Below are 26,407 nucleotides of genomic sequence, written 5' to 3' on the forward strand. Positions count from 1 at the left end.
GCGTGTCCGACGCATGTGATGTCGGACCGTGATGTACGACCGTGATCTTGGCCGTGATGTTCGACCGTGATGTTCGACCGTGATGTTGGCCGGTCCTGACCCTGATGTCGGCCGGTGCGGAACGGGATCTTGGACCCGGTGCCGGGCGTGGCCTACAACGTGCGCAGCAGCACCGCCGGTTGTTCCACGCAGTCCGCCACGTACCGGAGGAAGCCGCCCGCCGTGCCGCCGTCGCACACCCGGTGGTCGAAGGTGAGGGAGAGCTGGACGACCTGGCGTACGGCCAACTCGCCCTGATGGACCCACGGTTTGGCGACGATACGGCCGACGCCGAGCATCGCGGCCTCGGGGTGGTTGATGATCGGCGTGGAGCCGTCGACACCGAACACGCCGTAGTTGTTCAGCGTGAACGTACCGCCCGTCAGATCGCCGGGAGTCAGCGTCCCGGACCGGCCGGCCTCCGTGAGCCGCGCGAACTCCGCGCTCAGGGATTCCGCCGAACGGTTCTGCGCGTCCCGTACGACGGGGACGACCAGCCCGCGGTCGGTCTGCGCGGCGAAGCCGAGATGGACGTCGCGCAGGCGGACGATCTCCCTGGCCTCGGTGTCCACCGTGGAGTTGAGCTCCGGGAAGCGCGCGAGCGCCGCCGTGCAGATCCGCGCCAGCAGGGCGATGAGGGAGATCTTCGGGCCGCCCGCCGCGTTGGCGGCTGTCCTGGCCGCCATCAGTTCCGTCGCGTCCGCGTCGACCCAGCAGGTCGCCTCGGGGATCTCGCGCCGGCTGCGGCTGAGCTTGTCGGCGACCGCGCCGCGTACACCGCGCAGCGGTACGCGCTCGGTGACCGCCCCGGCGGCGGAAGACGAAGTGGAGGCGGGGGCGGTCGGCGCCGCTGTCTGCCCGGCCTGCTCGATCCGCTCGATTGCCTTCTCGACGTCGCACCGCAGGATCAGCCCGTCCCGGCCCGATCCGGCCAGCTCCCGGAGATCGAGCCCGTTCTGCCGGGCCAGCCGCCGCACCAGCGGCGAGATGACCGGCACGGGCCCGGAGCGCTCAGGTGCGGGCGGCGGCGACGCGGGCGGCGGATCGACACGCGCGACCGGGGCAGCAGGCGCGGCAGGCGCCGGAGCCGCGGCGACGACCGTCGCGGGGCGTACCCGGCGCCGCCGGGCGGCCGGAGCGCCCGTGCCGTACCCGACCAGCACGTTCCCCGACGTCTCGCCCGAACCGGACCCGGCGGCCGAGGCCGCCTCGGCACCCGGACCGGAACCCGGATCCGCAGAGGGGCCGGCGGCCGTGGCCGGCTCCGAGGCCCCCACCGCCACCGTCAGCAGCGGCGCGCCGACCGGCAGCTCCGTGCCCTCCTCGCCGTACCGCGCGGTCACCACGCCCCCATAGGGGCACGGCACCTCCACCATCGCCTTGGCCGTCTCGACCTCGACGACCGGCTGGTCGATGGCGACGACGTCGCCGACCGCCACCAGCCAGCGGACGATCTCGGCCTCGGTCAGCCCCTCACCGAGATCCGGCAGCTTGAATTCGAGCACCTGGGCCATCAGCTGTCCGCCTCCCACTGAAGCCGCGCGACCGCGTCCAGCACCCGGTCCACTCCCGGCAGATGGTGCTGTTCCAGCATCGGCGGCGGATAGGGGATGTCGAATCCGGCGACCCGCAGGACCGGGGCCTCCAGATGGTGGAAGCACCGCTCGCTGATCCGGGCGGCGATCTCTCCTCCGGGCCCGCCGAAACCGTTGGACTCGTGGACGACCACCGCGCGCCCCGTGCGCCGTACGGAGGCGACGACCGTCTCGTCGTCGAAGGGCACCAGCGAGCGCAGGTCGACCACTTCCAGGTCCCAGCCCTCCGCGCGGGCGGCCTCCGCCGCCTCCAGACAGACGGTGAGGGAGGGGCCGTACGTGACGAGGGTGGCGCTCAGTCCCGTACGCCGCACGACGGCCCGGCCGATCGGCTCCACCGCCGCCGGTGCCTCGGGCGACCACTGGGCCTTCGACCAGTACAGCCGCTTGGGCTCCAGGAAGACCACTGGATCGTCGGAGGCGATGGCGGCCCGGAGCATCCCGTACGCGTCGTCGACCGTCGCCGGGGTGACGACATGAAGACCGGGCGTCGCCATGTAGTACGCCTCGGAGGAGTCGCTGTGGTGCTCGACGCCGCCGATCCCGCCGCCGTACGGCACGCGGATGGTGATCGGCAGCGGCAGCGCGCCGCGCGTGCGGTTGCGCATCTTGGCGACATGGCTGGTCAGCTGCTCGAACGCCGGATAGGCGAAGGCGTCGAACTGCATCTCCACGACCGGCCGCAGCCCGTACATCGCCATGCCGACGGCCGTGCCCAGGATCCCCGCCTCGGCCAGCGGCGTGTCCGTACAGCGGTCCTCGCCGAATTCGGCGGCGAGTCCGTCGGTGACCCGGAAGACTCCGCCGAGCGTGCCGACGTCCTCGCCGAGGACGTGCACCGTCGGGTCCTCGGTCATCGCGTCGCGCATGGCGCGCTGCAACGCCTGCGCCATGGTGGCCGGCTTCGCCGCCCGGCCGGTCCTCGTTGCCCTGGAGGCGACGGTGGTCATCGCGCCTCACCCTGTCCCGCCGCGTCGGCCGACTCCTGCGACGCGTCCAGCTCGGCCCGCAACTGGGCCGCCTGCTCGCGCAGTTGCGCAGTCTGCTCCGCGTAGACGTGCGCGAAGAGGTCCATGGGGTCCAGCTCCGGCTCGGCGTTCATCCGCTCGCGCAGCCGCGCGGCCATCGCGTCGGCGTCGTCGGCCGCCTTCCTGATCCCGTCCTCGTCGAGCATCCCGCGCTCCGTCAGCTCGTGCTCCAGCAGCCGGACGGGGTCGTGGGCGCGCCACGCCTCGACCTCGCCGTCACCGCGGTAACGCGTCGCGTCGTCCGCGTTCGTATGAGCCTCGATGCGGTAGGTCACGGCCTCGATGAGCGTCGGGCCGCCGCCGCTCCTGGCACGCCGCACGGCCTCGGTGAGGACCGCGTGCACCGCCGGGGCGTCGTTCCCGTCGACCAGCCTGCCGGGCATTCCGTAGCCGACGGCCTTGTGGGCCAGCGACGGCGCCGCGGTCTGCTTGGCGAGCGGGACGGAGATGGCGAAGCCGTTGTTCTGCACGAAGAAGACGACGGGCGCCTTCCATACGGCGGCGAAGTTCAGCGCCTCGTGGAAGTCGCCCTCGCTGGTGCCCCCGTCGCCGACCAGGGCGAGCGCGACCACGTCGTCACCCTTGAGGCGCGCGGCGTGCGCCAGCCCGACGGCGTGCGGGAGCTGGGTGGCCAGCGGTGTGGAGAGCGGGGCGATGCGGTGCTCGCGCGGGTCGTATCCGGTGTGCCAGTCGCCGCGCAGCAGGGTGAGGGCCCGCACGGGGTCCAGACCGCGCGCCACGACGGCGAGGGTGTCGCGGTAGCTGGGGAAGAGCCAGTCCTGCTCCTGGAGCACCAGGGCCGCGGCGACCTCGCAGGCCTCCTGGCCGGTGCTCGACGGGTAGACGGCCAGCCGGCCCTGCTTGGTGAGGGCGGTGGCCTGCGCGTTGAACCGACGGCCGCGGACCAGCTCCGCGTAGAGCCGCCGCAGCAGCTCGGGGTCGGCGTCCGCCACCGCTTCCGTACCCAGTACGCGGTACGGCTCGGGGTCGGGGAGCAACGGGGCGGGGTCCGTACGGGGCTGCCACGCCGGGGGCGGGGTGGACCGGTGGACGACGGCCCCCGGGGGCTCCTGGACCGTCGTGCTGCTCTTCTTCAACGCGTGCACCTCCTCATGGGAGCGGGCTCGGGCGGCGCGTGAGTGTGGCGCGCCTCACCTACCGATTGTTCGGTTGCCGCGCCATTTTGGCTACCGGCGCCTTCAGCCTGTGGACAAACGGTTCTGCACAGCCTGTGATGGGCACAAGGCGTCCAAGAGTGGAGAGGTGGGGGCCATGGCGGCTGAACAAATGGCCGAGGACTGGGACCGGACCGGGCAGCAGCCGCCGCCCCGGCCGCTGGACGCGATCGACCACGACATCCTGCGCATCCTCCAGACGGACGGCCGCGCCTCGATACGGTCCGTGGCCGAGCGCGTCCATGTCTCGCGCGCCAACGCGTACGCCCGGATCAACCGGCTCATCGAGGACCGCGTCATCCGCGGGTTCGGCGCCAGGATCAACCACGAACGGGCAGGTCAGGGCGCCTCCGCGTACATCACGCTCAAGATCGTGCAGAACTCGTGGCGCACCGTGCGCGAACAGCTCCAAGAGCTGCCGGGCGCCACGCACATCGCCCTGGTCAGCGGCGATTTCGACGTGCTGCTGCTGGTCCACGCGCCGGACAACCGGACACTGCGGGAGCTGGTACTGACCCGGCTCCAGTCCATCCCCGAGGTGCTGTCCACCCGCACCCTGCTGGTCTTCGAGGAGACCGACCTCGACGCGCCGGGCCCGCCCACGCCCTGAAGGGGCCGGCGGCGGCCCGAGCGTCATACGGGTGCCGTACGCGTCCTACGAGGTTTCCGTACGCAGCCCGTCGAACGCCATCCGTACGACCGCCTCGGCCACCTGGTCACTGTCGTAGCCGCCGACCGGCTGCGGCCGGTACCACTCCACCAGCGAATTGATCATGCCGAAGAGCAGTCGCGTCGCCAGCCGGATGTCCATGTCCGCGCGGAGGTCGCCGTCGGCCGCCGCCGCCTTCAGCAGGCCCGCGACCCGCTGGTCGAACTCCCGCCGCCGCTCCATGGCCCAGCGCTCGGTCCTGGTGTTGCCCCGTACCCGCAGCAGCAGAGTCACGTAGGGCAGCTCCGCCATCAGGACCTCGACGGTGCGGCGCGTCACGTACTCGACCCGCGCGATGGCCCGGCCGCGCCCGGCGTCCGGCTCGTCGAGGATGCCGAAGAGGCCGTCGATGGCCCGGCTGACCGCGCGGCGCAGCAGCTCCTCCTTGCCCGACACATGGTGGTATATCGAGGACTTGGAGATACCGGCGGCCTTCGACAGATGCTCCATGGAGGTGCCGTCGTAGCCGCGCTCGTTGAAGACGCCGACGGCGACCGTCAGCAGTGTCTCGGGGGTGTAGGTGTCGCGCTTGGCGGTGGTCATGAGCCCGACCCTTCCGGTGCGGCGCCGGCTGCCGACGCGGCCTCGGCGGCGGCGAGGCGGCGCAGCGCCTGCGAGGCGCCGTACCGGCCCGACGGATACTCCTCGTGCAGCCGCTCCAGCAGGTAGAGGGTCCGGTCGGCCCCCAGCTCCGCTCCCCAGTCGAGCGGTCCGCGCGGGTAGTTCACGCCGAGCCGCATCGCGGTGTCGATGTCCTCGGCGGACGCGACACCGCGCGCCTCGGCGTCGAGCGCGAAGTCGACGAGCATGGCGACCGTACGGCCCACGATCATGCCGGGGACGTCGGCGATCACACTGACCCGCTTGCCGAGCGCCTGGAAGAGGCCCACGGCCGTGACGACGGACTCCTCGGCCACGGTCGCGGACGGCGCGAGGGCTATCCGGGTCGCGGTGCGGTAGTCGAGCGCGAGGTCGAAGTGGATCAGCCGCAGGTCGGAGGCGTCCGCCGCCTCGCCGTCGGTGAGGAAGAGACGGGTGCCGCAGGGCAGTTCGAGCCAGCCGGGGTATCCGGGGACGGCGTCCTCCTTACGTATGACCTCGATCCCGGCCTCTTCGATCAGCTCCGGCAGCGCCGCCGCCGCGAACAGCTCGCCCTGGACGACGACGGACGAGGGCGGTTCGGCGGGCGGGGCGGTCAGCGGTACGGGCGCGGGGGCGCCGTCCTCGTAACCGAACCAGCCCCGGCCCGACTTGCGGCCGAGCCGGCCCGACTCCACGAGGCGCCGCTGGGCCAGGGAGGGCGTGAAGCGCACGTCCTGGAAGAAGGACTCCCAGACGGAGCGCGTGACCGCCTCGTTGACGTCCTGGCCGATGAGATCGGTCAGTTCGAAGGGACCCATCCGGAAGCCGCCGCACTCGCGCAGGACGGCGTCGATGGTCGCGGGGTCGGCGGCCCGCTCCTCGTACAGACGCAGCGCCTCGGCGTAGTAGGGGCGGGCGATCCGGTTCACGACGAAGCCCGGGGTGTCGGCGCAGCGCACGGGCGTCTTGCCCCACGCCGACGCCGTCTCCCACGCGCGCGTGGCCGTGCTCTCCTCGGTCGCGTGGCCGCTGACGATCTCGACCAGCGGCAGGAGCGGCGCGGGGTTGAAGAAGTGCAGTCCGACGAAGCGGCCGGGGCGGCGCAGGGCGCCGGCGAGGGCCGTGACGGAGAGGGAGGAGGTGTTGGTGGCGAGCAGGCAGTCGTCGCCGACGATGCCCTCCAGCGCCGCGAACAGCTCCTGTTTGACCGCCAGTTGCTCCAGGACGGCCTCGACGACGAGGGCGGCGTCCGCGAGCTCGGACAGTTCCGCGGCGGGGAGCAGCCGGGCTTTGGCGCTGTCGCGGGCCTCCGCGTCCAGCCGGCCCTTCTCCGTCAGCCGGTCCAGCCGGGCTCCGACGGCCTCCGCCGCCTCCTTGGCGCGGCCGGGCAGGGCGTCGTAGAGGCGCACGGGGTGGCCGGCGACGAGGGCCACCTGGGCGATTCCCTGTCCCATCGTGCCGGTGCCGACCACCGCGACGACGCGGGAGCGCTCGATTGCTGTCATGACCCCGATCCTCCTGTATGAGCTTTCGCCGCGGTACGGAACCTCCCCAAGGAGACCGGTCTCAGGCGGCGGTCAGCCGGAACTGACCGGAACGACACCCTCCGCGGCGGCGGGAGAGCGCGGGTTTTCCACAGGCCCCCCTTGTCCCGACCGATCGTTCGGTTACTCTAACTCTGTCTGTTGCTCGTGTCCCCCTGTCGCCCATTTCCCTGTCCCGCCCAGCTCGACGAGGAGTTGGTCCCTGATGGCCGCCCAGCTCAGCCCCCAGCAGCTCAACGAGAAGCACCGGCCCACGCTCGACCAGGCCCTCGACGCGATTCGCACGCGCGCCTACTGGTCGCCGCACCCCGAGCACCCGAAGGCGTACGGCGAGAGCGCGCCGGCCGAGGGCCTGGCCGCGTTCAAGGCCCTGCACGGCACCCGTATCGACCTGGACCAGCCGGGCACCGACGGCTGGACGGGCGGCGAGACCTCGCCGTACGGGCCGGAGCTCGGCGTCGAGTATCCGCACGCCGACATCGACGTCCTGCTTCCCGCCATGCGCGCGGGCATGAGCGCCTGGCGCGCGGCGGGACCCGAGACGCGCGCCCTGGTCGGCCTGGAGATCCTGGCGAGGATCAGCGCCCGCACGCACGAGTTCGCCCATGCCGTGATGCACACCAGCGGGCAGGCGTTCATGATGGCGTTCCAGGCGGGCGGGCCGCACGCCCAGGACCGCGGCCTGGAGGCGGTGGCGTACGCGTATCAGGAACAGACCCGCACGCCCGCCGACGCCGACTGGTCCAAGCCCCAGGGCAAGCGCGATCCCCTGGAGCTGCGGAAGTCCTTCACCGCCGCGCCGCGCGGTATCTCTCTGCTGATCGGCTGCAACACCTTCCCGACGTGGAACGGCTATCCGGGCCTGTTCGCCTCGCTGGCCACCGGCAATCCGGTCCTCGTCAAGCCGCACCCGCGCGCGGTGCTGCCCCTCGCCCTCACGGTGCGGGTGGCCCGCGAGGTCCTGGCCGAGGCCGGCTTCGACCCGAATCTGGTCGCGCTGGCCGCCGAGCGTCCCGGCGAGGGCGTCGCCAAGACCCTGGCCGTACGCCCCGAGATCAAGATCATCGACTACACCGGGTCCACCGCCTTCGGCGACTGGCTGGAGACCAACGCCCGCCAGGCGCAGGTCTACACGGAGAAGGCGGGGGTCAACACGGTCGTCGTCGACTCCACCGACGACTACAAGGGCATGCTCTCCAATCTGGCCTTCTCGCTCTCGCTCTACAGCGGCCAGATGTGCACCACCCCGCAGAATCTCCTCATCCCGCGCGACGGCATCTCCACGGACGCGGGCCCGAAGTCCTTCGACGAGGTGGTCGCCGACCTGGCGGCCTCGGTGAGCGGCCTGCTCGGCGACGACGTCCGGGCCAACGGCCTGCTCGGCGCGCTGGTCAACCCGGACGTGAAGAGCAGGCTGGACACGGCCGGCGGCCTCGGCGACGTGGCGCTCGCCTCGCGCGTGATCGCCAATCCGGACTTCCCGGACGCGGTGGTCCGTACGCCGGTGATCGTCAAGTCCGACGGTTCGCGCAAGCAGTGGGACCCGGCGGCGGGGGCGAACGGCTCGGAGGCGCCCTATCTCTCGGAGTGCTTCGGCCCGGTCTCGTTCGCGGTCGCCGTGGAGTCGACCGAGGAGGCGCTGGAGCTGCTGCGCCGTACGGTCCGCGACAAGGGCGCGATGACTGTGGGGGCGTACACGACATCCGCGGAGACGGAGCGCGCCGTCGAGGACGTCTGTATGGAGGAGCTGGCCCAGCTGTCGCTGAATCTGACGGGCGGCGTCTATGTGAACCAGACCGCGGCCTTCTCGGACTTCCACGGCTCGGGCGGCAATCCGGCGGCGAACGCGGCGCTGTGCGACGCGGCGTTCGTGGCCAACCGCTTCCGTACGGTGGAGGTCCGCCGGCAGGGGTGACACCGGCACCCGTGCCCAACCGTCCAACGGCGGCCGGGCACGGGTCAGTTCGGCCCGCCCCAGTGGAACAGCGCCATGGCCACGCTGGTGGCGAGGTTGTAGCTGGAGACCTGGGGCCGCATCGGCAGGGCCAGCAACGTATCGGCCCGTGCCCGCAGTTCGGCGCAGAGCCCGTGGCGTTCGGAGCCGAAGGCGAGCAGCGCGTCGTCGGGGAGCGTCACCGACCGGATGTCCTGTCCCTCCGGGTCCAGGGCGTACAGCGGGCCCCGGGGGAAATCGTCGGGCGACAGCCGCTCCACGGCGGTGGCGAAGTGCAGCCCGGCGCCGGCGCGGACGACGTTCGGATGCCAGGGATCGAGATCCCCGGTGGTCACCACCCCGGTCGCCCCGAACCCGGCCGCGAGCCGCACCACCGCCCCGACGTTCCCGAGATTGCGCGGATTGTCGAGGACGACGACGGGAGAGCGCCGGGGCGCCGCCGCCAGCGCGGCCAGGTTCTCCGTACGGCCACGCCTGACCGCCAGGGCGGCCACGCGCGTCGGGTGCACCTTCGGCACCAGCTTTCGCAGGTCGTCGGCGGGCACTTCGACCAGGGACCGCCGCAGGGTGCCGGTCAGATCGTCGGCGAGCTCGGCCGCGAGGGCGAGCACGGACTCCTTGTCGCTGGTGACCGCGAGCCGCACGTCCGCCCCGAACCGCAGGGCGTGCTTCAGCGCGTGGAAGCCGTCGAGCACCACGGCGCCGGGGGCATTCTCGTGCCACAGCCGCGGGGCACTCGCGGTATCGACGTCGTTCATCGCCCCAGCGTAGGCGGGCGGGCGGCGAGAACCGTCACCGGACGAGCGAGGGGTCCGCGTCGACGCCGGGCGGCGCCGGGGGCGTCGTGTCGTGCGCGGTCGGCCCCGCGTCCTGCGCCTCGCGCCGGCCGGGCAGGGTGGCCCCGGCGCCGTCCCTGGGCACCGGCCCCTTGGTGAAGCGCAGCCGCAGGCGCGTCGCCGCGTGGCCGATCCGGACCATGAAGCTGGTCGGCAGGAAGACGGCGTCGGCGGCGATCATGGCGAGCGAGAAGAACGGCAGCCCGAGCAGGACCGCGATGCCCGCGTGCTCCAGCATCATGGCCACCAGCAGGACGTTCTTGACCCGCCGGTTGAAGAGCGTGAACGGGAACGCGACCTGCACCATGACCGTGCCGTACGTCAGCACCATCACGATCAGTCCGCTGGAGGCCAGGATGTCGGCGAGCGCGGGCCAGGGGGCGAAGTAGTCCAGGTGCAGCGGATAGTAGAGCGCGGTGCCGTCCTGCCAGCGCGAACCCTGGATCTTGTACCAGCCGGCCGTGGCATAGATCAGACAGACCTCCGCCATGATCACGACGAGCGTGCCGTTGTGCACGAGGTTCGCGACGATCTCCAGCAGCGCGCGGGGCTCGCTCCTCGGCGCGTAACGGTTCACCGCCCACCACAGCCCCTGGGAGAGCCACAGCGTCCACAGCAGCGTCGTGACCCACCACTCGCCGCCGGTCGTGTCCAGCAGCGTGCCCAGCAGAGCGACACCGAGCACCGCCCACAGGACCGGTCCGACGCGGTCCACCGGCACGGTACCGCCGGAGGCCACGGCGCGCGCGGCGCGGTCCTCCCGGCGGGCGTCCAGCGACCAGACCCGGCCGCAGCGCGTGAGCACCAGATAGATCGCCATCAGATGGATGACGTTGTCGCCGCCGTCGCCCATGAAGATGCTGCGGTTCTGGAGGGAGAGCACGCCCACCATGAAGAGCACGGACATCGTGCGGGTGCGCCAGCCGAGCATCAGCAGGGCGCTGGACAGTACGGAGACGGCGTACACGATCTCGAACCAGACGCCGCTGTCCGACCACATCAGCGTGGTGAACGCGCCGTTGCCCGCGATCAGTTGCTGTGCGATGTCCCAGCTCCACGGGCTGCCGGGCCCGTACAGCTCACGGCGGTTGGGCAGTTCACGCAGCAGGAAGAGCAGCCAGGCGGCGGAGAAGCCGATACGGACGACGGCGCTCTGGTGGGGCCCGAGGGGCCGGGAGGTGACGCGCTGGAGGACGAGCGCGGCCTTGTGGAGGACGGTCGGCGCGTGGGCGGGTCGGGCGGGGCGGCTCATCCGCGGGCCTCCGTACGGCCGCCGTCGCGCGGGCCGTCGCCCGGCGGGCCGTCGTTCCGGACGCCTTCGGACAGATCGTCCGGGGTCACGGTCCACCAAGGGAAGACGCGGTAGCCGGGCTTCGTGTTGTTCTTCTCGTCGCTCCACGGGGGCGCCTGGACGACCCGGGAGACGGAGCGGAGCTGGATCCGTTCGACGGGACCGCCGAGGTCGTACGACTCCAGGCGCAGCATCACGATCCTGCGTATGTAGCTCTCCGAGAGCTGCCCGCGCAGACCGTTGGGGCGGGCCTCGTCGTCGTGGGAGTTGACGTAGAAGTCCCAGCCCCGGCGCAGCTCGTTCTGGTCGACATGGCTGGGGAAGGGGTTGCCGCGGATCGCCGCGGCGTCCTCGGCGGTCAGATTGATCCAGCCGGTCGTACCGCGCGATCCGTCGGCCCTGTTCACGTCGGCGCGCACCTCGACGGCGATGTTCTGCTGGAGCGGATTGGGCGCGAAGAGCTTCCAGTTCTGCTCGAACTCCGGATAGACCCAGTCGCCCACCTGCTCGCCGTACTCCTTGGAGACGGTGTTCTGCGGCGCGACGTGCAGGAACACCATGGCCACATGGCCCACGGCGACCAGTGCGACGACCGCGAGGGCGACGGCGGCGGCCACCCGGTACGGGAAGGAGAGCCCGGCTATCCCCGGTGGCGGAGCCGCTGGTGGACCCGGTGGAGACTCCGGGTTCCCGCCCTTGCCGTCGTTCGAATCCATCCCGCCCCGATCCCCGTCTTCCCACAGTCGGTTATCCACAGGGTTGACACCCTACGGGCCGCCGACCGACCATTGAAGTCCATGAACCGAACGATCGGTCGGTAGGGGGCCCGGATGACGGCAGTGACCGCGGGGACGGCTGTGGAGGCAACGGTGGAGACGACGGCGGAGGCATACGAGGCGGCGTTCGACGCCGCCGTGGCCGCCGACGAGCGCATCGAGCCCCGCGACTGGATGCCGGAGGCCTACCGCGCATCGCTCGTCCGCCAGATGGCCCAGCACGCGCACTCGGAAATCATCGGCATGCAGCCGGAGGCGAACTGGATCACGCGCGCGCCCTCGCTGCGGCGCAAGGCGATCCTGATGGCCAAGGTGCAGGACGAGGCGGGACACGGGCTGTATCTCTACAGCGCGGCGGAGACGCTGGGCACGAGCCGCACCGAGCTGCTCGACAAGCTCCACGCCGGCCGCCAGAAGTATTCGTCGATCTTCAACTATCCGACGCTGACCTGGGCGGACGTCGGCGCGATCGGCTGGCTGGTGGACGGGGCGGCGATCACGAACCAGGTCCCGCTCTGCCGCTGCTCGTACGGCCCGTATGCCCGCGCGATGGTCCGTATCTGCAAGGAGGAGTCCTTCCACCAGCGCCAGGGGTACGAATCACTGCTGGCCCTCAGCCGGGGCACGCCCGCGCAGCACGAGATGGCGCAGGACGCGGTGAACCGCTGGTGGTGGCCCTCCTTGATGATGTTCGGCCCGCCCGACGACGAGTCGGCGCACTCCGCGCAGTCGATGACCTGGAAGATCAAGCGGCATTCGAACGACGAGCTGCGGCAGCGGTTCGTGGACATCTGCGTCCCCCAGGCCGAGACGCTCGGTCTCACGCTCCCCGACCCGGACCTGAAGTGGAACGAGGAGCGGGGACAGCACGACTTCGGGGCGATCGACTGGGACGAATTCCGCGAGGTCCTGAAGGGCAACGGCCCCTGCAACGAACAGCGGATCACCCAGCGGCGCCGCGCCCATGAGGAAGGCGCCTGGGTGCGCGAGGCGGCGACGGCGTACGCGGCGAAGCGCGGCGGCAACGACAAGTCCGGCGACAGCGACAGCGGCACCGGCGGCGCGGAGAGCGCGCGGCTCGTGGAGAAAGAGGCGACGGCATGAGCGGATCGACCCAGTGGCCTCTGTGGGAGGTCTTCGTGCGGTCCCGCCGTGGGCTCTCGCACACGCACGCGGGAAGCCTGCACGCCCCGGACGCGGAGATGGCCCTGCGTAACGCGCGCGACCTCTACACCCGGCGCGGCGAAGGCGTGTCGATCTGGGTGGTCCCCTCCGCCTCGATCACGGCGTCCTCGCCGGACGAGAAGGACTCGTTCTTCGAACCGGCCGGCGACAAGCCCTACCGGCACCCGACGTTCTACGAGATCCCGGAAGGGGTGCGTCACCTGTGACCGGCGCCCCGACCCCGACCGCGACGGCCCTCGCCCTCGCCGACGACGCGCTGATCCTTTCCCACCGGCTGGGGGAGTGGGCGGGACACGCGCCCGAGCTGGAAGAGGACGTGGCCCTCGCCAACATCGCGCTGGACCTGCTGGGCCAGGCCCGGATCCTGTACTCGCTCGTGGGGGACGAGGACGAGCTGGCCTATCTCCGCGAGGAACGCGCCTTCCGCAATCTCCAGCTGGTCGAGCAGCCGAACGGCGACTTCGCGCACTCGATCGCGCGCCAGCTCTACTTCTCCACCTACCAGCGACTGCTCTACGAGCGGTTGGCGACCGGGGACGGGCCGTTCGCCGGGCTCGCCGCGAAGGCCGTGAAGGAAGTCGACTACCACCAGGACCATGCCGAGCAGTGGACCCTGCGACTCGGTGACGGCACCGCCGAGAGCCATGAGCGGATGCAGCGGGCCTGTACGGCGCTGTGGCGGTTCACCGGCGAGATGTTCGAGCCTGTCGGCGGGGACGACGCCGCGCTGGACGGCGTCAACAGGCAGGAGCTGGAGGAGAGTTGGCTCTCCTCGATCACCACCGTGCTGGAGCGCGCGACGCTGACCGTGCCCGACGGGCCGCGTACCGGGGCGTGGGCGGCCGGCGCGGGAAGGCAGGGCCTGCACACCGAGTCGTTCGGGCGGATGCTCGCCGAGATGCAGCATCTGCACCGCAGCCACCCGGGGGCGTCGTGGTGACCGGCACGAGCCGTCCGACGGCGCTGGAGAGCGAACTGCGCGCGCTCGCCGGCTCCGTCCCCGACCCCGAACTGCCGGTGGTGACGCTGGAGGAGCTGGGCGTGCTGCGCGCCGTCCATGTCTCGGGACCGGGCAGGGCCGAGGTCGAGCTGACCCCCACGTACACCGGCTGCCCGGCGATCGAGACGATGTGCTCGGACATCGAGCGGGTGCTGCACGAGCGGGGGATACCGGACGTCTCCGTCGTCACGGTGCTCTCCCCCGCCTGGTCGACGGACGACATCAGCGCCGAAGGGCGGCGCAAGCTCGCGGAGTTCGGCATAGCCCCGCCTCGCCCGCACAGCACGGACGGGCCGGTGCCCCTCAGCCTCTCCATCCGCTGCCCGCACTGCGGCTCGACGGACACCGAGCTGCTGAGCAGGTTCTCCTCCACCGCGTGCAAGGCCCTGCGCCGCTGCTCGTCCTGTCGTGAACCGTTCGACCACTTCAAGGAGTTGTAGATGTTCCATGCGCTCCGCGTCAGCGAGGTCGAGCGGCTCACGGACGACTCGGTGACCGTCACCTTCGCCGTACCGCCCGAGTTGGGCGAGACGTTCCGGCACACACCGGGCCAGCACATCGCGCTGCGCCGGGTCGTGGACGGCGAGGAGATCCGTCGTACGTACTCGATCTGCGCGCCCGCCGGCGAACGGCCCGTGCTGCGGGTGGGAATCCGGCTGGTCGAGGGCGGCGACTTCTCGACGTACGCCCTCAAGGAACTCGCCGTGGGCGACACGGTCGAGGTCATGGAGCCGACCGGCCGCTTCGTGCTCCCACCGCGCCCCGGGCGCTTCGCCGCGATCGTCGGCGGCAGCGGCATCACCCCCGTGCTGTCGATGGCCTCGACGCTCCTCGCGCGGGAGCCGGACGCCCGGTTCTGTCTGATCCGCAGCGACCGCACCGTGGCTTCGACGATGTTCCTGGAGGAGGTCGCCGACCTCAAGGACCGCTTTCCGGACCGCTTCCAGCTGGTCACGGTCGTATCCAGGGAGGAGCAGCAGGCCGGGCTTCCCTCGGGCCGGCTGGACGAGGAGCGCCTGGCGGGGCTGCTGCCCGCGCTGCTCCCGGTGGAGGGCGTCGACGGCTGGTTCCTGTGCGGCCCGCTCGGTCTGGTCAAGGGCGCGGAGCGGGCGCTGCGCGGGCTCGGCGTCGGGCGGAAGGTGATCCACCAGGAGATCTTCCACGTCGACGACGGCGCGCTGGACGCGGCTCTGGCGGCGAACACGGCCGGGCCCACCGGCGTGGCGGGCGGCCCCGTCGGGAGCACGCTCACCGCGACGCTCGACGGCCGTTCGGGCAGCTGGCCGGTCCAGGAGGGGGACTCCCTGCTGGAGACGGTGCTGCGCGGCCGGGCGGACGCGCCTTACGCGTGCAAGGGCGGCGTCTGCGGCACCTGCCGGGCCTTCCTCGTCTCGGGCGAGGTCCGGATGGACCGTAACTTCGCTCTGGAGCCGGAGGAGACGGAGGCGGGCTACGTACTGGCCTGCCAGTCCCATCCGGCCACCGCCGAGGTCGAGTTGGACTTCGACCGCTGACCACGGCGGACCGCGTGAGTGCGCCGGCCCTCCCGTAAGGGACGGGCCGACGCGCTCCAGGACCGGACCGGAGGCGGAAGGGGGCCACCGGCGTCGACTCGTCAGAGCACGAACGCCGCGCTGCCGTTGTCGGTGACCATCGGGCGCCCGGCGCCGTCCCAGGCCTGCATGCCGCCCTCGACGTTCGCCGCGTCGATGCCCTGCTGGACCAGATACTGGGTGACCTGCGCGGACCGTCCGCCGACCCGGCACATGACGTAGGCCGTGCGCCCGTCGGCCACCGCCTCGGTCACCTCACCGAAGCGCGCCACGAATTCGCTCATCGGGATGTGCAGCGCGCCCTCGACATGGCCCGCCGCCCATTCGTCGTCCTCACGGACGTCGAGCACCAGACCGTCGGAAGGGACCGCCGCGGCATCCACCGCGGGCAGCTGGGCGAAACTCATGTGATGTGCCTTCTCTCGTACGTGTGGATCCCCCGGGGCGACAGATACAGCCTCGCGCACGCGACGCGCTATCGCTGCACCAACCGGGCCAGTTCGGACTCGCGTGCCGAAACCTCCGCCAGCAGCTGCTCGGCGATCTCCTCAAGCAGCCGGTCGGGGTCGTCCGGCGCCATCTGAAGCATCGCGCCGATCGCGCTCCGCTCCAGATCCTGCGCCACGATCGTCAGCAGCTCCTTGCGCCGGGCCAGCCAGTCCAGCCGGGCGTAGAGCTCCTCGTTCTCGCTCAGAGGCGTCTCCTTCGGCACGGGCCCCGCCGCCCACTCCTCGGCTAGCTGCCTGAGCAGCGCCTCGTCCCCACGTCCGTAGGCCGCGTTCACGCGCGTGATGAACTCGTCGCGGCGGGTCCGCTCGGTGTCGTCCTGCGCGAGATCCGGGTGCGCCTTGCGGGCCAGGTCGCGGTAGAGCTTGCGCGCCTCGTCGGTCGGCCGCACCCGCTTCGGCGGCTGCACGGTCTGGTCGGTCAGCATCGCCGCCGCCTCGGGCGACAGACCGTCGGAGTCGAGCCAGTCGTGGAACAGCTCCTCGATCCCCGGCATCGGCTGCACCATCGCCCGCGCTTCACGTGCCTTGCGCAGGTCCTCGGGGTCGCCCGACCGGGAGGCACGGGCCTCGGCGATCATCGCGTCCAGCTCGTCCAGCCGCGAGTACATGGGGCCCAGCCGCTGATGGTGCAGCCGGGAGAAGTTCTCCACCTCGACCCGGAAAGTCTCCAGCGCGATCTCGAACTCGATCAGCGCCTGCTCCGCGGCCCGAACCGCCCGCTCCAGACGCTCGGATCCCTGCCCCGCGCCGACACCCCCGTCGGCGCCGCCCGCCCCGTCTCCGGCGCCCTCCGGGGCGTCCACGCCCCCCGTGGCCGCGCCTGCCGCGCCCTCCGCGTCCCTGGTGGCATCCGTCGTGGCATCCGGCACGTCTGGCACGTCCTGCTCGTCGTCGTTACGGATCGTCGGCTCCCGGAAGGCGTCCTGCGTCACCCGTCCAGCCTACGGGCGAACCCGGCCCCCTCCTTCACATTCCTGGTCCCAAGGCCCCGCAAGCCCCGCCGATCCCGGGCCCCGTCCCGGTCCCGAGGCCCTCACACCCCGAGCTCAGCGGCGATCCGACCACTCCTGACGGCCGTCACCAGCTCCGCGTGATCCGCCTCGGTCCGGTCCGCGTACGCGACGGCGAAAGCCGCGACCGCCTCGTCCAGATCATCGTTCTTGCCGCAGTAGCCCGCGACGAGCCGCGGGTCCACGCTGTGCGCGTGTGCCCTGGCCAGCAGCGCACCGGTCATCCGCGCGTAGTCGTCGACCTGGTCGGCAGGGAGCGCGGCCGCGTCCACACTGCCCTTGCGGTTCCTGAACTGCCGTACCTGATACGGCCTGCCGTCCACCGTCGTCCAGCCCAGCAGGTTGTCGCTGACGACCTGCATCCGCTTCTGCCCGAGCACCACCCGGCGCCCCTCGTGCCCCACCACCCGCGTCGCGAACCCCGCGGCCCCCACGAACGGCAGCAGCGCCGACGCCCGCGCCTCCTTCACCTGAAGCACCAGCGCCTCGCCCCGGTGGTCCAGCAACAGCACCACATACGAACGCGTCCCGACACTGCCGGTGCCGACCACCCGGAACGCCACGTCGTGGATCGCGTACCGCGCGAGCAGCGGCAGCCGGTCCTCCGAGAGCGTGCCCACGTACTCACCGAGGGCGGCCGCGACCGCCGCGGCCTCCCCGTCCGGCACTCGCCGCAGCACGGGCGGCGCGTCGACGAAGCGCCGCTGCGCAACCCCACCCGCGTCCCCGCCCTCGCCGCCGCCGTCCACGACCTCCGTCGACTTCGCGGCGAACCGCGCGCTCGTGTTCTTACGCGCCTTCTCCGACACCCGCTCCAGCGTCCCCATCAGGTCGCGCGCGTCCGTGTGGGAGACAAGCTCCTCGTCCGCGATCGCGTTCCACGCGTCCAGGGCCGACAGCTTCGACAGCAGCCGCATCGTGCGCCGGTAGGCCCCCACCGCGTCCCTGGCGCCCCGGCGGCACGTCTCCTCGTCCGCGCCCGCCTCCCGCCCGGCGAGCACCAGCGAGGTCGCGAGCCGCTTGACGTCCCACTCCCAGGGGCCGACCACCGTCTCGTCGAAGTCGTTCAGATCGATGACGAGGCGGCCTCGCGCGTCCCCGTACAGCCCGAAGTTCGCCGCGTGCGCGTCACCGCAGATCTGCGCGCCCGCGCCGGTCACCGGTGTCCCCAACAGGTCGTGCGCCATCAGCCCGGCCGCGCCCCGCAGAAAGGCGAAGGGCGAGGCGGCCATCCGGCCCACCCGCAGCGGCGCCAGCTCCGGCACCCGGCCACGGCTCGACTCCTCGACGGCCCGCACCGCGTCGGGCCGTGAGGCCGAGAGCACCAGCGAATCGTGCGACGACCTCGGCACCCGCTGCCGCAGTGCCCTCCCCTCGTCCTTCGGCGTGCTCCCCGCCCCACCCGGCGCCAGGCGCCGCGCGAAACCCGGCACCACCGGAATGCGCTCGTCCGTCACCACCGAACCGGCCTCGCCCATGGCACACCGCCTCCCCCGTGCTCGCCCAACATCAACTGCCCACGACGTTACCGCCGCGTCCCACGGCCGTCTCCCCCTGTGGATAACCCCGCGAGCCCCCGAACCCCCAGCTCCCGACGGTGCGGCCGGGCCCTAGTCCGTCTTCGGGCAGCCGCTCTCGCCGGGCAGATGCTTCTCGGCCCACCGCCCCAGTTCCTCCAGCGCGGGCTCCATCGCCTCCCCGGCCTCGGTGAGCCGGTACGCGACCCGCAGCGGCGGCCCTTCGTCGACCTCGCGCACGACCAGCCCGGCGCCGCCGAGCTCCGTCAGCCGGTCGGACAGCATGCGCTCACTGATACCGGGGATCGCCCGCCTCAACTCCGCGAAGTGCACAGCGCGTTGCATGAGGACGGACACGATCAGCCCGGTCCACCTCTTACCGAACAGCTCGAAGACGCGCATCATCCCCACGTCTGCCGGCTTACACGGGTTCTCGCGGCTTCCCTCCATGCCCCCAGAGTACTGCGAACACAAGAGGGCCTAATAAAAAGTAAGGGACTGTGTTATCAATAGGTACGTACGAAAGTGCGGCACCGCGAGCACCGGCACCCGCCGGCCCGCGCCCACCGCCCACCCGTGCGTCCGCTTATCCGTTCACCCCCCATGGAGACCCTCATGGCCACGTTGCTGCACATCGACTCCGCCGTTTCCCCGCAGGGATCCGCCTCCCGCGAAGTCACCGCCGCCTTCGTACAGAGCTGGCGCGAGCAGCACCCACAAGGCGAGGTCGTCTACCGCGACCTCGCGGCGGCCCCGCTGCCGCACCTGACCATCGCCGCCGTCGCCGCGGGCCCCGAGAACGCGCTGCGCGCCGAACTCGCCGCCGAACTGGCGGCCGCCGACGCGGTTCTCATCGGCGCCCCGATGTACAACTTCACGATCCCGTCCACCCTGAAGGCGTGGCTGGACCACGTGATCATCACCGGCCACAACTCCGGCGAGGACAGCCCGATCAAGGGCAGGCCGTTCACGGTCGTCGCCAGCCGGGGCGGCTCCTACGCGGCGGGCACCCCGCGCGAGGACTTCGAGTTCGTCCAGAACTATCTGGAGAAGGTGCTGAACGGCATGTTCGGCGTCGAGGTCGACTTCATCGTTCCCGAACTGACCGCGGCCCACCATGTGCCCGCGATGGCAGAACTCGTCCCGCTCGCAGAGGCCTCCCGCGCGAAGGCGCGGGAAGAGGCCGCACAGAAGGCCAAGGCCCTCGCCGCCCGCCTCGCCGCCTGACCCCGCGAGGACAGACCGACCCACAAGGACGGACCGACCCGCACCCAAGGCCGTACCGGGTGCGGGTCGGTCCGTGTCCACACCCGTCCGTGTGCACATCCGCGCCGCACCCGTCCGGTGACATGCGTCACCGGACAACCCACGCCCCGCACCCCGCGGCCAACCCCGGCCCCACACACCACGCACCGCACCAGCCGCACCCACGAACACAGGCGGCCACACGTCGCGACAGCGGGATCCGGACATACGAGAAACGGGCCTCCGCCAGGACTTTCGTCCTTGGCGGAGACCCGTTTCGTCGGTCTCTCCTGGTGCGCGAGGGGGGAGTTGAACCCCCACGCCCTTTCGGGCACTGGAACCTGAATCCAGCGCGTCTGCCTATTCCGCCACCCGCGCATTGGGTGTGCCGTCGGGCCTCTCACCTGCTGGTGTGATCGCCTGGCGACATCGAAAAGATTAGCACGCTGCACAGCGTGGAATCACATCCGTTTGTCTCGGCAACCCGGCCGGGGAAGAAGCAACCTCAAGCGGCCTCCCCCCGCTCCTCCGGAGTGCACCCCGCGTGCGGGACACTGTCCTGAGGCCGCCTCTACGATCCGTGTGAGAGGTGACACTCATCGACGGGGCAGACAAGGGGAACCAGCCGATTTCCCGACGCGTGGATACGATCAGTAAGCAGTACCAGGACGGCAACGACGAAGGAGGTGCCCCATGGGAGTCCTGAAGCGCTTCGAGCAGCGACTCGAAGGTCTGGTCAACGGCACCTTCGCGAAGGTGTTCAAGTCCGAGGTCCAGCCCGTGGAGATCGCCGGCGCCCTTCAGCGTGAGTGCGACAACAACGCCACGATCTGGAACCGCGAGCGCACGGTCGTCCCCAACGACTTCATCGTCGAGCTGAGCGCACCGGACTTCGAGCGCCTCAGCCCGTACTCGGGACAGCTCGGCGACGAACTCTCCGGGCTCGTCCGCGATTACGCGAAGCAGCAGCGCTACACCTTCATGGGCCCGATCAAGGTTCATCTGGAGAAGGCCGACGACCTCGACACCGGTCTGTACCGGGTGCGCAGCCGCACCCTGGCGTCGAGTACGTCACAGGGCCCCGACCACGGGCCGGGACCCGCCCCCGCACCGGGCGGCGCCCCCGCGCGGGGCCCCGCGGCCCCGCCGGCCGCACCGCCCGGCGGCTACGGCTACCCGCCCTCGTCCCCGCCCCCCATGCCCTCGACGCCCCCGCCGGGCGCCGTGCGCCCGGGACAGGCCGCGCAGCCGCCCTCGACACCGCCCCCCGGGGCGATGCCGGGCGCCCAGGTCCGCCGCTGGATCGAGATCAACGGCAACCGCCACCAGATCTCGCGCCCCACGCTGGTACTGGGCCGCAGTACCGACGCCGACGTGCGGATCGACGATCCCGGCGTCTCGCGCCGGCACTGCGAGATTCGGACCGGAACGCCCTCGACGATCCAGGATCTCGGGTCCACCAACGGCATCGTGGTAGACGGACAGCACACCACCCGCGCTACGCTCCGCGACGGCTCGCGGATCGTCGTGGGCCAAACCACCATCGTTTACCGGCAAGCCGAAGGGTGAAGCGGGGGCAATGTCAGAGCTGACCCTGACGGTCATGCGGCTAGGTTTCCTAGCCGTTCTGTGGCTGTTCGTGATTGTGGCCGTCCAGGTCATTCGGAGCGATCTGTTCGGCACACGTGTCACGCAGCGCGGCTCACGCCGCAACGCCGACGCACGTCCGCCGGGGGCCGCCGCCCGCCAGACCCCCGCGCCGCCCGCACAGCGGCAGCAGGGCGGCCGGCAGCGCCGGGGGGCGCCCACGAAGCTGGTCGTCTCGGAGGGGATCCTCACCGGCACCACGGTGGCCCTCCAGGGACAGACCATCACTCTGGGACGGGCGCACGACTCAACGATCGTGCTGGACGACGACTACGCGTCCAGCAGGCATGCCAGGATCTACCCGGACCGGGACGGTCAGTGGATCGTCGAGGATCTCGGGTCCACCAACGGCACGTATCTCGACCGGACCCGGCTCACCACCCCGACACCGATTCCGCCGGGCGCGCCGATCCGCATCGGCAAGACCGTCATCGAGCTGCGGAAGTAGTACGACAATGAGCGAGCGGAGCGAGCGAGCCGCGGCGGTCCTGACGTGGGACCGCGGCATGCTCCCGACCGGAGGGTGGGCAGTGTGGCTCGAGACCGGCTGGCGCCACATTCGGCTGGCGAACCGACGGGAGAGGCGCGCATGAGTCTTTCTCTGCGCTTCGCCGCCGGGTCGCACAAAGGCATGATCCGGGAGGGGAACGAGGACTCCGGCTACGCCGGTCCCCGGCTCCTGGCCATCGCCGACGGCATGGGCGGCCAGGCCGCCGGTGAGGTCGCCTCGTCCGAGGTGATCTCCACGCTCGTGCAGCTCGACGACGACGTGCCGGGATCGGACATCCTCACCTCGCTCGGTACGGCGGTGCAGCGCGCCAACGACCAGCTGCGCGTGATGGTCGAGGAGGACCCCCAGCTGGAGGGCATGGGCACGACGCTCACCGCCCTCCTGTGGACGGGACAGCGCCTCGGCCTCGTACACGTCGGTGACTCCCGCGCGTACCTCCTGCGCGACGGCGTGCTCACGCAGATCACCCAGGACCACACCTGGGTGCAGCGCCTCGTCGACGAGGGGCGCATCACGGAGGAAGAGGCCACCACCCACCCGCAGCGCTCCCTGCTGATGCGCGCGCTGGGCAGTGGCGACCATGTCGAGCCCGATCTGTCGATCCGCGAAGTGCGCGCGGGCGACCGCTACTTGATCTGCTCCGACGGCCTCTCCGGCGTTGTCTCGCACCAGACCATGGAAGAGACCCTGGCGAGCTACCAGGGCCCGCAGGAGACCATCCAGGACCTCATCCAGCTCGCTCTGCGCGGCGGCGGTCCCGACAACATCACCTGCATCGTGGCGGACGTCCTGGACGTCGAGTCCAACGACACCCTCGCGGGGCAGCTCAACGACACCCCGGTCGTCGTCGGCGCCGTCGCCGAGAACCAGCAGCTGCACGCCGCCGAGAGCGACCCGTCGATGCAGACGCCCGCCGGCCGTGCCGCCGGCCTGGGCCGTCCCGTACCCCAGCAGCACCAGCCGCCGCCGGGGGGCTTCGGCCCGCCGGGCAGCGGAGACGGAGCCGGTTACGGCGGCATGCCGCCGGACGCCGGCTTCGGGGCTTACAGCGACGCCGACAATGACTTCGCCAAGCCGCGCTCCGCCGGCCGCAAGTGGTTCAAGCGGTCGTTCTTCCTCACGCTCGCGCTGGTGGTCGTCGGCGGCGGTCTGTACGGCGGCTACCGCTGGACCCAGACCCAGTACTACGTGGGTGCCAACGACGAGCATGTCGCTCTGTACCGCGGCATCAGCCAGGATCTGGCGTGGGTCTCGCTGTCGAAGGTCGAGGAAGACTTCACCAAGGTCGAACTCAAGTACCTGCCGCCGTACCAGCGCAAGCAGGTCGAGGACACGATCGCCGAGGGCAGCAAGTCGTCCGCCCGCACGAAGATCGACGACCTCTCCAAGCAGGCCGCCGCGTGCAAGAAGGACGAACAGCGCCGTGAGTCCGAGCGCGCGGCGAACGCGATCACCGGCGAGGGCGAGGCCGGCGGCACGACCGGTACGAAGCCGAAGACCGGCACCAGCACCGACACCAAGCCGAACACAGCGACTCCCACTCCGGGCCCGAGCCTCTCGGAGGAGGAGCAGAAGCTGGCCTCGAACTGCGGTAAGCAGTAGCCGGCCGTAAGGGGCCTTCACCACCATGAGCGTTGTCACCAACACGACCACCATCGGCGCGATCGAAGCACCGAGCCGCCGCAACACCGAGCTCGCGATGCTCGCCTTCGCCGTCGTCATCCCCGTCTTCGCCTATCTGAACGTGGGCCTGGCGGTCAACGACGAAGTGCCCAGCGGCATGATCGGGTACGGCCTGGGCATCGGGCTGCTGGCCGGCGTCGGCCATCTCGTGGTGCGTAAGTTCGCCCCGTACGCCGACCCGCTGCTGCTGCCGCTCGCCACGCTGCTCAACGGCCTCGGGCTCGTCCTCATCTGGAGGCTGGACCAGTCGCCGCGGCTGATCGCCCGCGCCGAGCGTGCCTTCGGGGCCTTCACCCCGGACGCCCCCAAGCAGCTGCTGTACTCCGCGATCGGCATCGCGCTCTTCGTCGCCGTGCTGCTGCTGCTCAAGGACCACCGCATCCTTCAGCGCTACACCTACATCTCGATGGCGGTCGCGCTGGTCCTGCTGATCCTGCCGGTCTTCTTCCCGGCGGTGAACGGCGCGAAGATCTGGGTCAGCATCGGCCCCTTCAACGTCCAGCCCGGCGAGTTCGCGAAGATCATCATCGCGATCTTCTTCTCGGGCTACCTGATGGTGAAACGCGACGCCCTGGCGCTCGCCAGCCGCCGTGTGATGGGCCTCTATCTGCCGCGCGGCCGTGACCTCGGCCCGATCCTCGCGGTCTGGGCCATGTCGATCCTGATCCTGGTCTTCGAGACCGACCTCGGCACCTCGCTGCTCTTCTTCGGTCTCTTCGTGATCATGCTGTACGTCGCCACGGAGCGCACCAGCTGGATCGTCTTCGGCCTGGTGATGTCGGCCGCGGGCGCGGTCGGTGTCGCCACGTTCGAGCCGCACGTCCAGCAGCGCGTCGAGTTCTGGCTCAACCCCTTCGCCGAGTCCACCTGGGAGCAGAGCGACCAGATCGGCCAGGCGCTGATGTCCTTCGGCGCCGGCGGCACGCTCGGCACCGGACTCGGCCAGGGCAACTCCGACCTGATCGGCTTCGCGGCCAACTCCGACTTCATCCTCTCCACCGTCGGCGAGGAGTTCGGCCTGGCGGGCATGATGGCGTTCCTGCTGATCTACGGCCTGATCGTGGAGCGCGGCGTACGCACCGCCCTCGCCGCCCGCGACCCCTTCGGCAAGCTCCTGGCGATCGGCCTCTCCGGAGCGTTCGCCATCCAGGTCTTCGTCGTCGCAGGCGGCGTCATGGGCCTCATCCCGCTGACCGGTATGACGATGCCGTTCGTCGCGGCCGGTGGTTCGTCGGTGATCGCCAACTGGGCGCTGATCGGCATCCTCATCCGGATCAGCGACACCGCGCGCCGTCCCGCGCCGGCGCCCGCACCCTCACCCGACGCCGAGATGACCCAGGTGGTCCGACCGTGAACAAGCCCCTGCGCCGCATCGCGATCTTCTGCGGACTGCTCGTGCTGGCGCTGCTGGTGCGCACCAACTGGCTCCAGTACGTCGAGGCGGACGAGCTCAACACCCACGAGAAGAACCGCCGCGTGCTCATCGAGCGGTACGCGAAGGAACGCGGCAACATCGTCGTCGACGGCAAGCCCATCACCGGCTCGGCCAAGACGGACGACACCGACTTCAAGTACAAGCGGACCTATCTCGACGGGCCGATGTGGGCGCCGGTCACCGGATACGCCTCGCAGGCGTTCGGTGCCACGCAGATCGAGAATCTTGAGGACGGCATCCTCACCGGCAACGACGACCAGCTCTTCTTCGACCGCACGATGGCGATGTTCACCGGCGACGAGGCGAAGGGCGGCAACGTCGTCACGACCCTCAACGGCGCCGCCCAGAAGGCCGCGTTCGAAGGTCTCGGCGAGAAGAAGGGCGCGGTCGTCGCCCTGGAGCCGGGGACCGGCAAGATCCTCGCGCTGGCCTCCACCCCCTCGTACGACCCCTCGTCCTTCGCCGGCTACGGCGAAAAGGACGAGAAGTCCTGGAACGCGCTCGGCAAGGACGCCGACAAGCCGATGCTGAACCGCGCGCTGCGCGAGACGTATCCGCCCGGCTCCACCTTCAAGGTCGTCACGGCCGCGGCGGCCCTGGAGAACGGTGTCGTCGACGACATCGAGGCGAAGACCGACTCCCCGCTCCCGTGGACAATGCCGGGGACGACGACGCCCCTGGAGAACGAGGGCAACATTCCCTGCAAGGACGCGACGCTCAAGGAAGCGCTGCGGGTCTCCTGCAACAGCGTCTTCGGCAAGCTCGGCTTCGACGTCGGCAAGGACAAGATGCTGGAGACCGCGAAGAAATTCGGCTTCAACGAGGAGCAGTTCGTCCCGGTCCGCGCCAACGCCTCGATCTTCCCCGAGGAATTGAACGATTCGCAGACCGCGCTCTCCTCCATCGGGCAGTTCGACACCCGTACCACCCCGCTCCAGATGGCCATGGTCGTCTCCGCCATCGCCAACGACGGCAAGCTGATGAAGCCGTACATGATCGACCAGCTCGAAGCCCCGAACCTGGACGTGATCAAGAAGACCGAGCCCGAGGAGATGGGCCAGCCCGTCAGCCAGGAGCACGCGCAGATGCTCCAGGAGATGATGGAGACGGTCGTCAACGAGGGCACCGGCACGAACGCCAAGATCCCCGACGTCACGGTCGGCGGCAAGACCGGCACCGCGCAGCACGGCGAGAACAACAGCAAGAACCCGTACGCCTGGTTCATCTCCTACGCCAAGGGCGACAACGGGGCTCCGGTCGCCGTCGCCGTCGTGGTCGAGGACAGCGACGCGGTCCGCGACGACATCTCCGGCGGCGGTCTCGCGGCCCCCATCGCCAAGGACGTCATGAAGGCCGTGATCGACAGCAAGAAGTAGTCAGGACATTCCGTAATGGCCCGGACAGTTGTCGAAGCTGTCCGGGCCATTGTCGGAACGGGCGGGGCCCTGGAAAGAAGCGGGAGAAGTTTCCCTCTACACCGAACTCGGCGGGACGGGAGGACCGAATGCCGACCGAATCGGAATTCGGAGGCCAATGTCCCACCGGTGATTTACCTCACCACCAAGACCACATGCGTTAACGAC

25 protein-coding genes and 1 tRNA gene are annotated in these 26,407 nt (G+C 70.8%); 13 read left to right on the forward strand and 13 right to left on the reverse strand.

Annotated features, from left to right (window positions below):
- Window positions 1-152: 152 nt before the first annotated feature.
- From ACIBBB_RS26260 to pdhA, 3 genes are read right to left on the reverse strand one after another with little or no spacing between them, the layout of a single operon-like run.
- Window positions 153-1,553: a dihydrolipoamide acetyltransferase family protein gene (locus ACIBBB_RS26260; protein ID WP_398986065.1), complete on the reverse strand. Its 1,401-nt coding sequence runs from the start codon at window positions 1,551-1,553 to the stop codon at window positions 153-155.
- Complete coding sequence (locus tag ACIBBB_RS26265) at window positions 1,553-2,584, reverse strand: alpha-ketoacid dehydrogenase subunit beta (RefSeq protein ID WP_398986067.1); 1,032 nt, start codon at window positions 2,582-2,584, stop codon at window positions 1,553-1,555. The genes ACIBBB_RS26260 and ACIBBB_RS26265 overlap by 1 nt, the downstream gene beginning before the upstream one ends.
- Window positions 2,581-3,759 (reverse strand): pyruvate dehydrogenase (acetyl-transferring) E1 component subunit alpha, encoded by a 1,179-nt coding sequence (pdhA, locus tag ACIBBB_RS26270; protein ID WP_398986069.1) that lies wholly within the window; start codon window positions 3,757-3,759, stop codon window positions 2,581-2,583. The genes ACIBBB_RS26265 and pdhA overlap by 4 nt, the downstream gene beginning before the upstream one ends.
- A gap of 190 nt (window positions 3,760-3,949) precedes the next feature.
- Between pdhA and ACIBBB_RS26275 the strand changes: the two genes are divergently transcribed.
- Window positions 3,950-4,447, forward strand: a complete 498-nt coding sequence (locus tag ACIBBB_RS26275) for an Lrp/AsnC family transcriptional regulator (protein WP_398986453.1) — start codon at window positions 3,950-3,952, stop codon at window positions 4,445-4,447.
- 45 nt (window positions 4,448-4,492) lie between these two features.
- On the opposite strand, the gene ACIBBB_RS26280 is transcribed toward ACIBBB_RS26275, so the two are convergent.
- Together ACIBBB_RS26280 and ACIBBB_RS26285 are read right to left on the reverse strand one after the other, a co-directional pair.
- On the reverse strand, window positions 4,493-5,089 hold the full coding sequence (locus ACIBBB_RS26280) for a TetR/AcrR family transcriptional regulator (protein ID WP_398986071.1): 597 nt from the start codon (window positions 5,087-5,089) through the stop codon (window positions 4,493-4,495).
- Window positions 5,086-6,633: a 3-hydroxyacyl-CoA dehydrogenase gene (locus ACIBBB_RS26285; RefSeq protein WP_398986073.1), complete on the reverse strand. Its 1,548-nt coding sequence runs from the start codon at window positions 6,631-6,633 to the stop codon at window positions 5,086-5,088. Before ACIBBB_RS26285 ends, ACIBBB_RS26280 begins: the two co-directional genes overlap by 4 nt.
- A gap of 244 nt (window positions 6,634-6,877) precedes the next feature.
- On the opposite strand from ACIBBB_RS26285, the gene paaN reads away from it, so the two are divergent.
- Window positions 6,878-8,587 (forward strand): phenylacetic acid degradation protein PaaN, encoded by a 1,710-nt coding sequence (paaN, locus tag ACIBBB_RS26290; RefSeq protein WP_398986075.1) that lies wholly within the window; start codon window positions 6,878-6,880, stop codon window positions 8,585-8,587.
- 44 nt (window positions 8,588-8,631) lie between these two features.
- Here the strand turns inward: paaN and ACIBBB_RS26295 are convergent, their stop codons facing one another.
- The 3 genes from ACIBBB_RS26295 to ACIBBB_RS26305 are packed head-to-tail and all read right to left on the reverse strand — an operon-like array spanning window position 8,632 to window position 11,469.
- A complete protein-coding gene (locus ACIBBB_RS26295) occupies window positions 8,632-9,384 on the reverse strand; it encodes a TrmH family RNA methyltransferase (protein WP_398986077.1) in 753 nt (250 codons plus the stop codon).
- 34 nt (window positions 9,385-9,418) lie between these two features.
- Window positions 9,419-10,714: an HTTM domain-containing protein gene (locus ACIBBB_RS26300; RefSeq protein ID WP_398986079.1), complete on the reverse strand. Its 1,296-nt coding sequence runs from the start codon at window positions 10,712-10,714 to the stop codon at window positions 9,419-9,421.
- Window positions 10,711-11,469: a DUF5819 family protein gene (locus ACIBBB_RS26305; RefSeq protein ID WP_398986081.1), complete on the reverse strand. Its 759-nt coding sequence runs from the start codon at window positions 11,467-11,469 to the stop codon at window positions 10,711-10,713. Before ACIBBB_RS26305 ends, ACIBBB_RS26300 begins: the two co-directional genes overlap by 4 nt.
- 114 nt (window positions 11,470-11,583) lie before the next feature.
- On the opposite strand from ACIBBB_RS26305, the gene paaA reads away from it, so the two are divergent.
- The 5 genes from paaA to ACIBBB_RS26330 are packed head-to-tail and all read left to right on the forward strand — an operon-like array spanning window position 11,584 to window position 15,228.
- Window positions 11,584-12,633 carry a 1,2-phenylacetyl-CoA epoxidase subunit PaaA gene (paaA, locus tag ACIBBB_RS26310; protein ID WP_398986083.1) on the forward strand — a complete coding sequence of 350 codons (1,050 nt, stop codon included), beginning with the start codon at window positions 11,584-11,586 and terminating at the stop codon, window positions 12,631-12,633.
- Window positions 12,630-12,920: a 1,2-phenylacetyl-CoA epoxidase subunit PaaB gene (gene paaB, locus ACIBBB_RS26315; protein ID WP_398986085.1), complete on the forward strand. Its 291-nt coding sequence runs from the start codon at window positions 12,630-12,632 to the stop codon at window positions 12,918-12,920. The genes paaA and paaB overlap by 4 nt, the downstream gene beginning before the upstream one ends.
- A complete protein-coding gene (gene paaC, locus ACIBBB_RS26320) occupies window positions 12,917-13,654 on the forward strand; it encodes a 1,2-phenylacetyl-CoA epoxidase subunit PaaC (protein ID WP_398986087.1) in 738 nt (245 codons plus the stop codon). Before paaB ends, paaC begins: the two co-directional genes overlap by 4 nt.
- The gene (gene paaD, locus ACIBBB_RS26325; protein ID WP_398986088.1) at window positions 13,648-14,154 is read left to right on the forward strand and encodes a 1,2-phenylacetyl-CoA epoxidase subunit PaaD; all 507 of its coding nucleotides are present in this window, start codon (window positions 13,648-13,650) and stop codon (window positions 14,152-14,154) included. Before paaC ends, paaD begins: the two co-directional genes overlap by 7 nt.
- Window positions 14,155-15,228, forward strand: coding sequence for a 2Fe-2S iron-sulfur cluster-binding protein (locus ACIBBB_RS26330; RefSeq protein WP_398986090.1), 1,074 nt, complete (start codon window positions 14,155-14,157; stop codon window positions 15,226-15,228).
- A 101-nt stretch (window positions 15,229-15,329) separates the two neighbouring features.
- Here the strand turns inward: ACIBBB_RS26330 and ACIBBB_RS26335 are convergent, their stop codons facing one another.
- From ACIBBB_RS26335 to ACIBBB_RS26350, 4 genes are all read right to left on the reverse strand, one after another.
- Complete coding sequence (locus ACIBBB_RS26335) at window positions 15,330-15,674, reverse strand: rhodanese-like domain-containing protein (protein ID WP_398986092.1); 345 nt, start codon at window positions 15,672-15,674, stop codon at window positions 15,330-15,332.
- Between the two features lie 68 nt (window positions 15,675-15,742).
- The gene (locus ACIBBB_RS26340; protein WP_398986094.1) at window positions 15,743-16,708 is read right to left on the reverse strand and encodes a J domain-containing protein; all 966 of its coding nucleotides are present in this window, start codon (window positions 16,706-16,708) and stop codon (window positions 15,743-15,745) included.
- A gap of 101 nt (window positions 16,709-16,809) precedes the next feature.
- Window positions 16,810-18,264, reverse strand: coding sequence for a DUF2252 domain-containing protein (locus tag ACIBBB_RS26345; RefSeq protein ID WP_398986096.1), 1,455 nt, complete (start codon window positions 18,262-18,264; stop codon window positions 16,810-16,812).
- Between the two features lie 132 nt (window positions 18,265-18,396).
- Complete coding sequence (locus tag ACIBBB_RS26350) at window positions 18,397-18,753, reverse strand: winged helix-turn-helix transcriptional regulator (RefSeq protein WP_398986099.1); 357 nt, start codon at window positions 18,751-18,753, stop codon at window positions 18,397-18,399.
- Window positions 18,754-18,918: 165 nt separating this feature from the next.
- On the opposite strand from ACIBBB_RS26350, the gene ACIBBB_RS26355 reads away from it, so the two are divergent.
- A complete protein-coding gene (locus ACIBBB_RS26355) occupies window positions 18,919-19,530 on the forward strand; it encodes an FMN-dependent NADH-azoreductase (RefSeq protein ID WP_398986101.1) in 612 nt (203 codons plus the stop codon).
- 309 nt (window positions 19,531-19,839) lie between these two features.
- On the opposite strand, the gene ACIBBB_RS26360 is transcribed toward ACIBBB_RS26355, so the two are convergent.
- A tRNA-Leu gene (locus ACIBBB_RS26360) sits at window positions 19,840-19,926 on the reverse strand.
- 315 nt (window positions 19,927-20,241) lie between these two features.
- On the opposite strand from ACIBBB_RS26360, the gene ACIBBB_RS26365 reads away from it, so the two are divergent.
- The 5 genes from ACIBBB_RS26365 (at window position 20,242) to ACIBBB_RS26385 (ending at window position 26,200) form a co-directional block, all read left to right on the forward strand.
- Window positions 20,242-21,117 carry an FhaA domain-containing protein gene (locus ACIBBB_RS26365; protein WP_398986103.1) on the forward strand — a complete coding sequence of 292 codons (876 nt, stop codon included), beginning with the start codon at window positions 20,242-20,244 and terminating at the stop codon, window positions 21,115-21,117.
- 10 nt (window positions 21,118-21,127) lie between these two features.
- Window positions 21,128-21,643, forward strand: a complete 516-nt coding sequence (locus ACIBBB_RS26370) for an FHA domain-containing protein (RefSeq protein ID WP_398986105.1) — start codon at window positions 21,128-21,130, stop codon at window positions 21,641-21,643.
- 141 nt (window positions 21,644-21,784) lie between these two features.
- A complete protein-coding gene (locus tag ACIBBB_RS26375) occupies window positions 21,785-23,308 on the forward strand; it encodes a Stp1/IreP family PP2C-type Ser/Thr phosphatase (RefSeq protein ID WP_398986107.1) in 1,524 nt (507 codons plus the stop codon).
- Between the two features lie 25 nt (window positions 23,309-23,333).
- Complete coding sequence (locus tag ACIBBB_RS26380) at window positions 23,334-24,743, forward strand: FtsW/RodA/SpoVE family cell cycle protein (protein WP_398986110.1); 1,410 nt, start codon at window positions 23,334-23,336, stop codon at window positions 24,741-24,743.
- A complete protein-coding gene (locus tag ACIBBB_RS26385) occupies window positions 24,740-26,200 on the forward strand; it encodes a peptidoglycan D,D-transpeptidase FtsI family protein (protein WP_398986112.1) in 1,461 nt (486 codons plus the stop codon). Before ACIBBB_RS26380 ends, ACIBBB_RS26385 begins: the two co-directional genes overlap by 4 nt.
- The last annotated feature ends 207 nt before the right edge of the window (window positions 26,201-26,407 follow it).

Origin of the sequence: Streptomyces sp. NPDC051217, from assembly GCF_044455465.1 — a bacterium.
In the GTDB taxonomy this organism is placed as follows: Bacteria; Actinomycetota; Actinomycetes; order Streptomycetales; family Streptomycetaceae; genus Streptomyces.

What these genes read in the sequence shown, in the direction of transcription:
- ACIBBB_RS26260 (WP_398986065.1), bottom strand. Translation starts at nt 1,553, where the DNA reads ATGGCCCAGGTGCTCGAATTCAAGCTGCCGGATCTCGGTGAGGGGCTG.
- ACIBBB_RS26265 (WP_398986067.1), bottom strand. Translation starts at nt 2,584, where the DNA reads ATGACCACCGTCGCCTCCAGGGCAACGAGGACCGGCCGGGCGGCGAAG.
- ACIBBB_RS26275 (WP_398986453.1), top strand. Translation starts at nt 3,950, where the DNA reads ATGGCCGAGGACTGGGACCGGACCGGGCAGCAGCCGCCGCCCCGGCCG.
- ACIBBB_RS26280 (WP_398986071.1), bottom strand. Translation starts at nt 5,089, where the DNA reads ATGACCACCGCCAAGCGCGACACCTACACCCCCGAGACACTGCTGACG.
- ACIBBB_RS26285 (WP_398986073.1), bottom strand. Translation starts at nt 6,633, where the DNA reads ATGACAGCAATCGAGCGCTCCCGCGTCGTCGCGGTGGTCGGCACCGGC.
- paaN (WP_398986075.1), top strand. Translation starts at nt 6,878, where the DNA reads ATGGCCGCCCAGCTCAGCCCCCAGCAGCTCAACGAGAAGCACCGGCCC.
- ACIBBB_RS26295 (WP_398986077.1), bottom strand. Translation starts at nt 9,384, where the DNA reads ATGAACGACGTCGATACCGCGAGTGCCCCGCGGCTGTGGCACGAGAAT.
- ACIBBB_RS26300 (WP_398986079.1), bottom strand. Translation starts at nt 10,714, where the DNA reads ATGAGCCGCCCCGCCCGACCCGCCCACGCGCCGACCGTCCTCCACAAG.
- ACIBBB_RS26305 (WP_398986081.1), bottom strand. Translation starts at nt 11,469, where the DNA reads ATGGATTCGAACGACGGCAAGGGCGGGAACCCGGAGTCTCCACCGGGT.
- paaA (WP_398986083.1), top strand. Translation starts at nt 11,584, where the DNA reads ATGACGGCAGTGACCGCGGGGACGGCTGTGGAGGCAACGGTGGAGACG.
- paaB (WP_398986085.1), top strand. Translation starts at nt 12,630, where the DNA reads ATGAGCGGATCGACCCAGTGGCCTCTGTGGGAGGTCTTCGTGCGGTCC.
- ACIBBB_RS26330 (WP_398986090.1), top strand. Translation starts at nt 14,155, where the DNA reads ATGTTCCATGCGCTCCGCGTCAGCGAGGTCGAGCGGCTCACGGACGAC.
- ACIBBB_RS26335 (WP_398986092.1), bottom strand. Translation starts at nt 15,674, where the DNA reads ATGAGTTTCGCCCAGCTGCCCGCGGTGGATGCCGCGGCGGTCCCTTCC.
- ACIBBB_RS26345 (WP_398986096.1), bottom strand. Translation starts at nt 18,264, where the DNA reads ATGGGCGAGGCCGGTTCGGTGGTGACGGACGAGCGCATTCCGGTGGTG.
- ACIBBB_RS26350 (WP_398986099.1), bottom strand. Translation starts at nt 18,753, where the DNA reads ATGGAGGGAAGCCGCGAGAACCCGTGTAAGCCGGCAGACGTGGGGATG.
- ACIBBB_RS26355 (WP_398986101.1), top strand. Translation starts at nt 18,919, where the DNA reads ATGGCCACGTTGCTGCACATCGACTCCGCCGTTTCCCCGCAGGGATCC.
- ACIBBB_RS26365 (WP_398986103.1), top strand. Translation starts at nt 20,242, where the DNA reads ATGGGAGTCCTGAAGCGCTTCGAGCAGCGACTCGAAGGTCTGGTCAAC.
- ACIBBB_RS26370 (WP_398986105.1), top strand. Translation starts at nt 21,128, where the DNA reads ATGTCAGAGCTGACCCTGACGGTCATGCGGCTAGGTTTCCTAGCCGTT.
- ACIBBB_RS26375 (WP_398986107.1), top strand. Translation starts at nt 21,785, where the DNA reads ATGAGTCTTTCTCTGCGCTTCGCCGCCGGGTCGCACAAAGGCATGATC.
- ACIBBB_RS26380 (WP_398986110.1), top strand. Translation starts at nt 23,334, where the DNA reads ATGAGCGTTGTCACCAACACGACCACCATCGGCGCGATCGAAGCACCG.